The organism is Pseudomonas sp. PLB05 (assembly GCF_021106615.1).
GTDB classification, from domain to species: domain Bacteria; phylum Pseudomonadota; class Gammaproteobacteria; order Pseudomonadales; family Pseudomonadaceae; genus Chryseomonas; species Chryseomonas benzopyrenica.
Genome location: NZ_JAJOHO010000002.1, coordinates 327920 through 340036, shown reverse-complemented (window position 1 = coordinate 340036; position 12117 = coordinate 327920). Strand labels below are relative to the sequence as shown.

The following is a 12117-nucleotide window of genomic DNA, read 5'->3' as shown; positions in this document are numbered from 1 at the left end:
CGTCGCTTCGCATCAGCCAAGCGGAACACCGGCTCTGGGCCGCAAGTCACTAGAAGACTGCCTGAATTCGCCCCACATTCCGTAGGGGACGCAAAGAGCGCCCTACAGGCGCCTGATGAGGACTTTCCATGGCTACGCCCCCCAAGAGCGAACTCGCCGGTACCGATACCCTGGATCGCCAGAACACCTCGAAGAAACTCGAGCAGCTGGAGCAGTTCCGCTCCGATGCCACCGGCCAGGCACTGCGCACCAACCACGGCGTGAAGATCGCCGACAACCAGAATTCACTGCGCGCCGGCACCCGCGGACCCTCCCTGCTCGAAGACTTCATCATGCGGGAGAAGATCACCCACTTCGACCACGAGCGCATCCCGGAGCGCATCGTCCATGCCCGCGGCACCGGTGCCTATGGCTACTTCCAGCCCTACCAGGACTGGTCCGACCTGACCAAGGCCGCCCTCTTCCGCGACCCCAACCACCAGACCCCGGTGTTCGTGCGCTTCTCCACCGTGCAGGGCCCGCGTGGCTCGGGCGATACCGTGCGTGACGTGCGCGGCTTCGCCATCAAGTTCTACACCGAGGAAGGCAACTGGGACATGGTCGGCAATAACATGCCGGTCTTCTTCATCCAGGACGCCATCAAGTTTCCCGACTTCGTCCATGCGGTGAAGCCCGAGCCGCACAACGAGATCCCCACCGGCGGCAGCGCCCACGACACCTTCTGGGACTTCGTCTCCCTGGTGCCCGAGTCGGCGCACATGGTGCTCTGGACCATGACCGACCGTGCCATCCCGGTGAACCTGCGCAGCATGCAGGGCTTTGGCATCCACACCTTCCGCATGATCAATACCGCCGGCAAGGGCGTCTTCGTCAAGATCCACCTGAAGCCCGCCGGTGGCGTGCGTTCCCTGGTGTGGGACGAAGCCCAGAAGCTGGCGGGCAAGGACACCGATGCCCACCGCCGCGACCTCTGGGAAGCCATCGAGGCCGGTGACTATCCCGAGTGGGAATTCGGCGTGCAGATCATCCCCGAGGAAGACGAGCACAAGTTCGACTGGGACATCCTCGACGCCACCAAGATCATTCCCGAGGAGCTGGTACCCATCACGCCCCTGGGCAAGCTGGTGCTCAACCGCAACCCGGACAACTACTTCGCCGAAACCGAGCAGGTGGCCTTCTGCCCCGGCCACATCGTGCCCGGCATCGACTTCAGCAACGACCCCCTGCTGCAGGGTCGGCTGTTCTCCTACACCGACACCCAGATCAGCCGCCTCGGTGGGCCGAACTTCCATGAACTGCCGGTCAACCGTCCGGTGGTGCCGAACCACAACGGCCAGCGTGACGCCAAATACCGCATGACCATCGACAAGGGCCGTGCCTCCTACGAGCCCAACTCCATCGACGGTGGCTGGCCCAAGGAAACGCCGCCGGCACCCCAGGATGGCGGCTTCGAGAGCTATTACGAGCGCATCGACGGTTACAAGGTGCGCGAGCGCAGCGAGTCCTTCGGCGACCACTTCTCCCAGGCCACGCTGTTCTACAACAGCCTGTCGGAAGCCGAGCAGGCCCACGTCGCCGATGCCTACAGCTTCGAGCTGGGCAAGGTCGAGCGCATGTGGATCCGCAAGCGTCAGGTCAACGAGATCCTCGCCAACATCGATCTGGACCTGGCGCAGAAGGTCGCCAAGAAGATCGGCGTGACGCCGCCCACCGCACCCACCGTGCAACCGCGCCAGATCTCCATCGACAAGTCGCCGGCGCTGAGCCAGCTCAACCTGCTGTCCGGCAATATCAAGGGCTTCAAGGTAGCGGTACTGGTGGGTGACGGCGTCATCGCCAGTGAAGTGGACGCCATCAAGCAGGCGCTCAAGGCCGAAGGCGCCCACGTGAAGGTGCTCGGCCCCACCGCCGGCCCGGTCAAGGCCGCCGATGGCAGCGAAGTGGCCGTGGACGGCTCGGCCGAGGGCATGCCATCGGTAGCCCTGGACGCGGTCTATGTGCCGGGCGGCGCCGAGAGCGTCAAGGCCATGCTCGACGACGGCGTGATCAAGCACTACCTGCTGGAAGCCTACAAGCACCTCAAGGCCATCGCCCTCACCGGCGAAGCCGAGCAGCTGCTCAAGGCGGTCTACCTGAGCCCCGACGAGGCACTGCTCACCGGCGGTGACTTCAAGGCGGTACAGCAGGATTTCTTCGCCGCCATCGCCAAGCACCGTTGCTGGGCGCGGATGCCGAAGATCAAGTCCATCCCGGCCTGATCCAGGCAGGCATGAAAAAGCCGACCGTCGCGAGACGGTCGGCTTTTTTATTTTAGGACTATCGCGGCCATGGACGAAGTCGCTCTGGCATTGGCCTAATCGCGGCCATGGCCCGCTCCTACAGAGGCCGATGCTCCTGTAGGAGCGGCCCATGGCCGCGATCAGCGATACCGATCAACCCAGCACCAACACCCCGTCCATTTCCACCTGGGAGCCCTTGGGCAACGCGGCCACGCCGATGGCGGCGCGGGCGGGATACGGCTGCTGGAAGTAGCGACCCATGATCTCGTTGACGGTGGCGAAGTGCGAAAGGTCGATCAGGAAGATGTTCAGCTTGACGATGTCGGCCAGCGAACCACCGGCGGCCTCAGCCACGGACTTGAGGTTTTCGAACACCTGGACCACCTGGGCCTCGAAGCCGTCTACCAGCTCCATGCTGGTGGGATTGAGCGGGATCTGCCCGGAGAGATAGACGGTGTCACCAACCTTGATCGCCTGGGAATAGGTACCAATGGCGGCAGGCGCCTTGTCGGTGTGGATCACTTGCTTGCTCATGGGTCGCTCCTGTGCGGGAAAGGCTCGATTCTGCAAGCCCGTGGCGACCCACTGCAACCTCAGCTACGAACCCGAGTGATACCAGCCACGCCCTTGAGCGTCCGCAGCTTCTTGATCACCCGCGCCAGATGGACACGGTCGCGCACGCTGACCACCAGCTGAACCACGCTGACCCGGCCATCGCGCTCGTTCATGCCGATCTTCTCGACGTTGGCGTCCGCGGCGGTGACGTTGTTGGCCAGCATGGCGATCAGGCCGCGCTGGTGCTCCAGCTGGACGCGCAATTCGACGCTGAATTCGCCAGTGACATCCTTGGCCCAGTTGAGCACGATGCATTTTTCGCTGTTGTGGCGGAATTCGGCGATGTTCCGACAGTTTTCCAGGTGGATCACCATGCCCTTGCCCGCCGACAGGTGGCCGACGATGGGATCGCCCGGAATCGGCGTGCAGCACTTGGCGTAGCTGATCACCAGGCCTTCGGTGCCACGGATGGCCAACGGCCCCTGGGGCGTGGTGCTGGCCTGGTGCTCCAGCGGCTCTTCCTGCTCGCTGCCGGACACCAGGCGCCGCGCCACCACATAGGCCATGCGATTGCCCAGGCCGATCTCTTCGAGCAGGTCTTCCAGCACCACGCCCTTGTACTCGCCCAGCACCGAGAGGATGCGCATCGGCGAGATCTTCGACAGCTGGGTTCCGAAGCCGGATAGCGCCTTGTTCAGCAGCCGCTCGCCAAGGCTGATGGACTCGGAGCGACGCTGCTGCTTGAGCGCATGGCGGATATTGGTGCGCGCCTTGCCGGTGACCACGAAGTTGAGCCAGGCCGGATTGGGCCGGGCACCGGGCGCGGTGACGATCTCCACCGTTTCGCCGCTGCCCAGCGGCTGCGACAGCGGCGCCAGGCGACGATTGATGCGGCAGGCGATGCAGCTGTTGCCCACGTCGGTATGCACCGCATAGGCGAAATCCACGGCCGTGGAGCCCTTGGGCAGCTCCATGATGCGGCCTTTGGGGGTGAAGACGTAGACCTCGTCGGGAAAGAGGTCGATCTTCACGTTCTCGATGAATTCCAGGGAGTTGCCCGCACGTTGCTGCAACTCGAGGATGCCCTTCACCCACTGGCGCGCGCGCAGGTGGCTGGCGCGCGGCTCGTCGCCCCCGGCCTTGTAGAGGCCATGGGCGGCGATGCCGTTGTTGGCCATCTCTTCCATCTCGCGGGTGCGGATCTGGATCTCGATGGGCACGCCGTGCATGCCGAACAGGGTGGTGTGCAGGGACTGGTAGCCGTTGGCCTTGGGGATGGCGATGTAGTCCTTGAAGCGCCCCGGGAACGGCTTGTAGAGATTGTGCACCGCGCCGAGCACCCGGTAGCAGGTGTCGACCTTGTCGACGATGATGCGGAAGCCGTAGACGTCCATGATCTCGTTGAACGACTTACGCTTGCCACGCATCTTCTGGTAGATGCTGTGCAGGTGCTTTTCGCGCCCGACCACCTCGCCGTCCAGACCGTCGCGGGCCAGGCAGTTGGCCAGGGATTCCTGGATCTTGCCGAGGATCTCGCGGCGATTGCCGCGCGCGGTCTTGACCGCCCGCTGGATGCGTTCGGCACGCATCGGGTGCATGGCGCGAAAACCCAGGTCCTCGAATTCCACGTAGAAATCGTGCATGCCCAGCCGGTTGGCGATGGGCGCGTAGATTTCCAGGGTTTCCTTGGCGATGCGCCGGCTCTTGTCCGGCGGCATGGCGTCCAGGGTGCGCATGTTGTGCAGCCGGTCGGCCAGCTTGACCAGGATGACGCGGATGTCCTTGGACATCGCCATGGTCATCTTCTGGAAGTTCTCCGCCTGGGCCTCGGCCTTGGTCTCGAACTTCATCTGGGTCAGCTTGCTGACCCCGTCCACCAGCTCCGCCACCGTCTCGCCGAACTGGCCGGCGAGGGCTTCCTTGGCGATGCCGGTGTCCTCGATCACGTCGTGCAGCATGGCCGCCATCAGACTCTGATGGTCCATGTGCATGTCGGCGAGGATGTTGGCGACGGCCAGCGGATGGGTGACATAGGGCTCGCCGCTACGGCGGCGCTGCCCGTCATGAGCCTGCTCGGCGTAGTAATAGGCCCGCCGGACCAGATTGACCTGGTCGGGGGTCAGGTAGTCCGCCAGTCGCTCGGCCAGCAGGTCGATGCCGGTCGGGCGGACGTCACCATAGGCAGGCTCGGCGGCCATGGCTTAGAGCGCCTCGCCGTCCGCTTCTTCGTTGACTTCGAAGGCGGCGAACAGCGGCTCTTCTTCAACGATGTCGTCCAGACGGATGACTTCCTCGTCGACCAGGCCTTCGGCGATCTCGCGCAGGGCGACGACGGTGGGCTTGTCGTTGTCCCACGGTACCTTGGGCTCCTTGCCGCCGGTGGCCAGCTGGCGCGAGCGCTTGGTGGCGAGCATGACCAGCTCGAATCGGTTGTCTACGTTGTCCAGGCAGTCTTCGACAGTAACGCGGGCCATGGTCTTCCTCGTGGCGATGATGATCCCGGGAACGGGGGACCCGATAGTATAAAAATTCGCCAGTGGCAAGGGAAGAGGCGGTGGTCGGAGGCTAGGCGGTCAGGCCGCTGGCAGTCGCAGCGTCAGGCGCAGACCCGGATGACGATTCTCGGCCTGGAGTTCGCCACCCTGCAGGCGGATCGCCGAGCGGGCGATGGACAGCCCCAGGCCATAGCCGTCGCCGCCAGGACGAGCGCCGTTGAGACGACTGAAGGGTTCGAAAATGAAGTCCAGCGCCGCCGCGGGCACGCCCGGCCCCTGATCCTCGATCCAGAACAGCCAGTCCGGGCCCTCGCGTCGACCATCCAGGCGGATATGGCCAGTCAGCGGCGAGTGGCGGATGGCATTGCGCAGCAGATTCTCCAGCGCCCGGCTCAGGGCATTGAGATTCGCCAGTACGGTGGCGTCCGCCGGCAGGCCGCAGTGCAGCCGAGCGCGTGGCCAGCCGCTTTCGAAAACGGCATCTTCGACCAGGATGTCCCAAAGCGTTGCCAGAGCCACGGACTCCCGTGGCAAGGCCGGCGGCTCGGTATCCAGCCAGGCCAGTTCCAGGGTCAGTTCCACCAGCTGCTGCATGCCTTGCACCTCCCGCGCCAGCCGGGCGCGCAGGGCATGGGCGTCGTCCTGACCTTCGCAGAGCACCTGCAGGCGCGACAGCGGGGTACGCAACTCATGGGACAGATCGCGCAACAGCCGCTGCTGATACCGCGTCTGGCCCTGCAGCCGAGCCGCCATGCCATCGAAGGTGCGGCCGAGATCGCCCAGCTCGTCGCGACGGCGGGTGATCTCCGGGGCGACGAAGGCGGCGCCCCGGGCGCCGGTGATCAGGGCCTGCTGGCGCAGGCGCCGCAGCGGTACCATGAGTTGCCGATAGAGCAAGGCGCAGAGCGCCAGGGTAACGATCAGCGGCAGCAGACCGTGGCTGAGCAGCCGGGAGACCAGGCCCACCGGATCGGGCTTGAGGCGCGCCGGCAACTCGAGAATCAGCCGGCCCTCCTCTGGCCGCTGGGGAAAGGGCACCTCCAGCAGTGGCGCGCCCTGGGTCCGAGCGCTGAGCGGCCAGTCGAGACCGCGCACCCCGCGCAGGCGCTCGGCTTCGGCGCGGGTCAGGGGCGCCTGGGCCAGGGACTGGAACAGCGGATCCAGGGCGATGGCCCAGACGCCCTCGGTCTCGCGCAAGCGCGCCAGGACCCTCTCCACTCCCGCACGTCCCTCGCTATGCCAGGCACGCTCCAACTGTCCGGCCAGCTCGCTGAGTTCGGCCCGCGCCGCCGGCTCCAGATGATAGCCACGGATCTCCATGGCCCGGCCCCAGCTCCAGCTGAGCCAGACGATCAGCAGGCAGGCGCCCAGGGTCAGGGCCAGCAGTTTCCAGAACAACGAATGGCGCGACGGCAGCGCGCTCATGCCTCGGTCCGAAGCAGGACGTAGCCCTGGCCCCAGACGGTGCGGATCTCCACCGCAAGGCAACCGGCCTGCTGCAATTTGCGGCGCAGATGGCTGACGTGCATGTCGAGACTGCGATCATGGCGCGACCAGGCGCGCTGCAAGGCCTGGTGATAGATCAGCGGTTTGCTCAGGACCACGCCGGCCTGGCGCCAGAGCAGCTGCAGCACGCGGTACTCCGACCCCGTGAGGCCCAGCCAGACATCCCGGTGGCGCACGTCCTGCTGCAACGTGGCGAACGCCAGCGGCACCTGTGCGGCCAGGGGTTCCGGCACGTCGCCCGCGGCGCGCTCGAAGGCGATGCGCCGGCGCAGGGCCTCGATGCGCACCTGCAATTCGTCGAGGCTGAAGGGTTTGGGCAGGTAGTCGTCGGCGCCACTGCGAAAGCCTTGAATGCGATCACCCTCGCTGCCCAGCGCCGAAATCAGGATCACCGGCACACCACTGCGCTGGCGCAGCTCGCGCAGCAGCTCCAGGCCATTGCCACCGGGCAGCAGGATGTCCAGCAGCACCAGCTCGACCGGCTCCGCGGCCAGCCACTGCCGCGCCGCCGCGGCGGTCACGCAGAGCCGCGGCCGGTAGCCACGCGCCTGGAGCTGGTCGCCCAGGTGGGCGCCCAGTACCGGATCGTCTTCGACGATGAGGAGGCGCAGCCCGGATAGAAGCGCCTCGGACCGCTCTGGCAAGGGGGACAGCTGCATGGCAACACCGGATGGGAGCGGAGACGGAGAGAAACTGTAATTTTCGTAAAGATAATATTTCTCAATTGAAAACGAATACTAACATCCTGCTCCGCGCAGATCAGCAGAGCGGTGCCCAGACCCCGAGTGGCCCTGGCAAAGCCGCCCCGAGCGCCTCTCGTCTTCTCTCTGGAGCATCGGATGCAACCTCGAATCACCCTCCTCCGTCTGGCCGTGCTGGCGGCCGTCACCCCTGTCGCTCCGGCGTTCGCCGTGGACGCGGACCCGCACCTGACCCAGGCCACCGCCCTGGAAGACACCGTCGTGCTCGGCACCGCCGAGGAAGAACTCAAGCAGGCGGCCGGCGTGTCCATCATCACCGCCACGGACATCGCCAAGCAGCCACCGACCAACGACCTGTCGGACATCATCCGCAAGATGCCGGGCGTCAACCTGACCGGCAACAGCGCCAGTGGCCAGCGCGGCAACCAGCGCCAGATCGATATCCGCGGCATGGGTCCGGAAAACACCCTGATCCTCATCGACGGCAAGCCCGCCAGCAGCCGCAACGCGGTCCGCTATGGTCGCCGCGGCGAGCGCGACAGTCGCGGCGATACCAACTGGGTGCCGGCCGAGCAGGTGGAGCGCATCGAGGTGCTGCGCGGTCCGGCGGCGGCGCGCTATGGTTCGGGGGCGGCCGGCGGGGTGGTCAACATCATCACCAAGGGGCCGACCACGGAGCAGCATGGCAGTCTCAATCTGTTCGCCAACGCCCCCGAGCACAGCGAGGAAGGCGCCACGCGGCGGGCCAACTTCGGCCTCAGCGGCCCGCTCACCGACACCCTCTCCTATCGGGTCTACGGCAACCTGAACAAGACCGATCGCGACGACGACAGCATCAACGCCGGCCATCAGCCGCCGGGCGAGACCCCGCCCGCCGGTCGCGAAGGGGTGCGCAACCGCGACCTCAACGCGCTGCTCAGCTGGCAGCCGACCCCGGCACAACGCCTGGATCTGGAGGCGGGCTTCAGCCGCCAGGGCAATCTCTACGCCGGCGACAGCCAGAACAACAACGACATCACCAGTGCCAACCTGTCGCGCTGGCTGGGCCGGGAGACCAATAGACTCTATCGCGACACCTTCGCCATCACCCACCACGGCGACTGGGATTTCGGCAGCAGTCTGGCCTATCTGCAGTACGAGCACACCCGCAACAACCGCCTCATCGAAGGCACCGGTGGCAGCACCGAAGGTGCCATCGCCGGCAGCGAGTACGGCAGCATCAACCTCAAGAGCTACACCGCCCACGGCGAGGTCAACCTGCCGCTGGACGCCTGGGTGCAGCAGGTGCTGACCCTGGGCGCGGAATGGACGCGCAGCGAACTGGACGATCCGGTCTCCACCACCCAGGGGCTGGGCTTCGGCACCATTCCCGGCTATGCCACCGGCGCTCGCGGCAGCGATTCCTCGGCGACCCTGAGTTCGCTGTTCGTCGAGGACAACCTGGAAGTGCGCCCGGGCACCATCGTCACGCCCGGTCTGCGGCTGGACCATCACGACCAGTTCGGCAGTAATTGGAGTCCCAGTCTCAACCTCTCCCAGGAACTGACCGAGGACCTGACCCTCAAGGCCGGCATCGCCCGTGCCTTCAAGGCGCCCAATCTCTATCAGCTCAATCCCGACTACCTGATCAGCAGTCGCGGCAACGGCTGCCCCATCGGCCGCAGCGTGAGCTGCTATCTGATCGGCAACGAGGACCTGGACGCCGAAGTCAGCGTCAACAAGGAACTGGGCCTGCAATTCCAGCGTGACGGCTGGGCCGTCGGCATCACCTATTTCCGCAACGACTACCGCAACAAGATCGTCGCCAGCAACACCGTCTTCGCCACCACCAGCAGTGGCGCCGACGTGCTGCAATGGACCAATGCCGAGCGCGCGGTGGTGGAGGGCCTGGAGGGCAACCTGACCATTCCGCTGGCGGCGCGCCTGACCTGGACCAGCAACCTGACCTGGATGCTGCAATCAGAGGACAAGGAGACCGGAGATCCGCTGTCGCTGATCCCGCGTTACACCCTCAATTCCATGCTCGACTGGCAGGTGACGCACAAGCTCTCCACCCAGCTGAACCTGACCAGCTACGGCCGCCAGAAACCGCCGAGCCGGCCGGCCCTGCGCCTGGAGGCGGCCAACGGCGTGAACGACGACGAACTGGGCAGCTACAGCCTGGTGGGCCTGAACCTAGGCTATCAGGTCAACGCCAACCTGCGCCTGGGCGCCGGCGTCGACAACCTGTTCGACAAGCGCCTGTTTCGCGAGGGCAACGCCAGCGACGCGGGCGCGGCCACTTACAACGAACCGGGCCGGACCTTCTATACCAGTCTCAGCGCCTCCTTCTAGGCCGGAAAGACAAAGCCCGCGGCGGTCATCTCGGCGCGGGCTTTGGCGTGGCGGCGGGATCAGGCGCCGGCTTTCTTCTTCAGACGCCAGGCGTGCAGCAGCGGCTCGGTGTAGCCGCTGGGCTGTTCGCGGCCCTTGAAGATGAGGTCACGGGCGGCGCGATAGGCGTAGGAGCTGTCGAAGTGGCCGGCCATGGGTTCGTAGAGCGCGTCGCCGGCGTTCTGGCCGTCCACCACCTTGGCCATGCGCTGCAGCGTCTCGTCCACCTGTTCGGCGCTGACCACGCCGTGGTGCAGCCAGTTGGCGATGTGCTGGCTGGAGATGCGCAGGGTGGCGCGGTCTTCCATCAGGCCGACGTCATGGATGTCGGGCACCTTGGAGCAGCCCACGCCCTGGTCGACCCAGCGCACCACGTAGCCGAGGATGCCCTGGCAGTTGTTGTCCAGCTCCTGCTGGATGGCCTCGGCGGACCAGTCGGGCGACTCGGCCACCGGTACGCTGAGCAGCCCGGCGAGCAATTCGCCGCGGGCAGCGTCGACGTCGCTGCGTTCCAGCTCCTGCTGGACCTGCTGGACGTTGACCTGGTGGTAATGCAGGGCGTGCAGCACGGCGGCGGTGGGCGACGGTACCCAGGCGGTGTTGGCGCCGGCCTTGGGATGACCGATCTTCTGTTCCAGCATGGCCGCCATCAGGTCGGGCATGGCCCACATGCCCTTGCCGATCTGCGCCTTGCCGCGCAGGCCGCAGGCCAGGCCCACTAGCACGTTGTTGCGCTCGTAGGCGGTGATCCACTTCGAGGTCTTCATGTCGCCCTTGCGCAGCATGGGCCCGGCCAGCATGGCGGTGTGCATCTCGTCACCGGTGCGGTCGAGGAAGCCGGTGTTGATGAAGGCTACCCGCGCGGCGGCGGCGGCGATGCAGGCCTTAAGGTTAACGCTGGTGCGGCGCTCCTCGTCCATGATGCCCAGCTTGACGGTGTTGGCCGGCAGCCCCAGCAGGGCCTCGACGCGGTCGAACAGCTGCACGGCGAAGGCCACCTCGGCCGGACCGTGCATCTTGGGTTTGACGATGTACACCGAGCCGCTACGCGAGTTGCCCTGGCGCTTGAGGTCGTGCATCGCGATGGTCACGGTGACCAGGGCATCGAGGATGCCTTCGGGGATCTCGCGACCCTCTTCCAGCAGCACTGCCGGGTTGGTCATCAGGTGGCCGACGTTGCGGATGAACAGCAGCGAGCGACCGTGCAGGGTCAGCGGCTGACCGTCGGCGCCCTGGTACTCGCGGTCGGGGTTGAGGCGGCGGGTAAAGGTCTCGCCAGCCTTGCTCACTTCTTCTGCCAGGTCGCCCTTCATCAGGCCCAACCAGTTGCGATAGGCCAGCACCTTGTCGGCGGCATCCACCGCGGCGATGGAATCCTCCAGGTCCATGATGGTGCTGACCGCGGCCTCCATGAGCAGATCCTTGACCCCGGCGGCGTCGGTCTTGCCGATGGCGCTGTCGCGGTCGATCTGGATCTCCAGGTGCAGGCCGTTGTGGCGCAAGAGCACCGCGGACGGCGCGGCGGCGTCGCCCTGGTAGCCGACGAAGGCCGCCGGATCGGCCAGTTCGCTGGTGCCGCTCTTGAGGTCCACCACCAGGCGACCGTCCTGGATGCGGTAGGCGGTGGCGTCCCGGTGCGAGCCACTGGCCAAGGGTGCCACGCCATCCAGCACCTGGCGGGCGAAGGCCACTACCTTGGCGCCGCGGGTGGGGTTGTAGCCCTTGCCGCGCTCGGCGCCATCGGCCTCGGGCAGGGCGTCGGTACCGTAGAGGGCGTCGTACAACGAGCCCCAGCGGGCATTGGCGGCGTTCAGGGCGTAGCGGGCGTTGAGCACCGGCACCACCAGCTGCGGACCGGCCTGCTCGGCGATCTCGCGATCGACGCCGGAGGTCGAGGCCTGCACCTGACCGGGCACCGGCTGCAGATAGCCGATGCTTTCCAGAAAGCTCTGGTAGGCGGGCAGGTCGGTGACCGGACCGGGATGGGCGCTGTGCCAGTTGTCCAGCTCCGCCTGCAGGCGATCACGCTCGGCCAGCAGTTCCCGATTGCGCGGTGCCAGCTCGTGCACCAGCGCGTCCACGCCCGACCAGAAGGCGGCGGTGTCGAGGCCGGTGCCGGGCAGTACTTCCTCGTCGATGAAGCGCTGCAGCTCGGTGGCCACCTGCAGGCGGCCCAGGGTAGTGCGGTCGGTCATGATGGCTTTCCTT

At 66.1% G+C, this 12117-nt stretch carries 8 protein-coding genes; 2 read left to right on the top strand and 6 right to left on the bottom strand.

The annotated features are described in order from the left end of the window. Positions 1–128 precede the first annotated feature (128 nt). A complete protein-coding gene (katE, locus tag LRS53_RS08275; protein WP_231355601.1) occupies positions 129–2258 on the top strand; it encodes a catalase HPII in 2130 nt (709 codons plus the stop codon). A gap of 174 nt (positions 2259–2432) precedes the next feature. Here katE and LRS53_RS08270 read toward each other — a convergent pair whose 3' ends face one another. The 5 genes from LRS53_RS08270 to LRS53_RS08250 form a co-directional block, all read right to left on the bottom strand. Next, positions 2433–2813, bottom strand: a complete 381-nt coding sequence (locus tag LRS53_RS08270; RefSeq protein WP_064307739.1) for a RidA family protein — start codon at positions 2811–2813, stop codon at positions 2433–2435. Between the two features lie 59 nt (positions 2814–2872). Then, the gene (gene spoT / locus LRS53_RS08265) at positions 2873–5032 is read right to left on the bottom strand and encodes a bifunctional GTP diphosphokinase/guanosine-3',5'-bis pyrophosphate 3'-pyrophosphohydrolase (RefSeq protein WP_231355600.1); all 2160 of its coding nucleotides are present in this window, start codon (positions 5030–5032) and stop codon (positions 2873–2875) included. Between the two features lie 3 nt (positions 5033–5035). Next, entirely contained in the window at positions 5036–5308 is a 273-nt protein-coding gene (gene rpoZ / locus LRS53_RS08260) for a DNA-directed RNA polymerase subunit omega (protein ID WP_007161465.1), read from the bottom strand. 99 nt (positions 5309–5407) lie between these two features. Then, entirely contained in the window at positions 5408–6754 is a 1347-nt protein-coding gene (locus LRS53_RS08255; RefSeq protein WP_269216679.1) for a sensor histidine kinase, read from the bottom strand. Further along, entirely contained in the window at positions 6751–7494 is a 744-nt protein-coding gene (locus LRS53_RS08250) for a response regulator transcription factor (protein WP_231355599.1), read from the bottom strand. Before LRS53_RS08250 ends, LRS53_RS08255 begins: the two co-directional genes overlap by 4 nt. A gap of 180 nt (positions 7495–7674) precedes the next feature. On the opposite strand from LRS53_RS08250, the gene LRS53_RS08245 reads away from it, so the two are divergent. Further along, positions 7675–9870 carry a TonB-dependent siderophore receptor gene (locus LRS53_RS08245; RefSeq protein ID WP_231355598.1) on the top strand — a complete coding sequence of 732 codons (2196 nt, stop codon included), beginning with the start codon at positions 7675–7677 and terminating at the stop codon, positions 9868–9870. 59 nt (positions 9871–9929) lie between these two features. Here the strand turns inward: LRS53_RS08245 and LRS53_RS08240 are convergent, their stop codons facing one another. Next, positions 9930–12104 carry a malate synthase G gene (locus LRS53_RS08240; protein ID WP_231355597.1) on the bottom strand — a complete coding sequence of 725 codons (2175 nt, stop codon included), beginning with the start codon at positions 12102–12104 and terminating at the stop codon, positions 9930–9932. Positions 12105–12117: the final 13 nt, after the last annotated feature.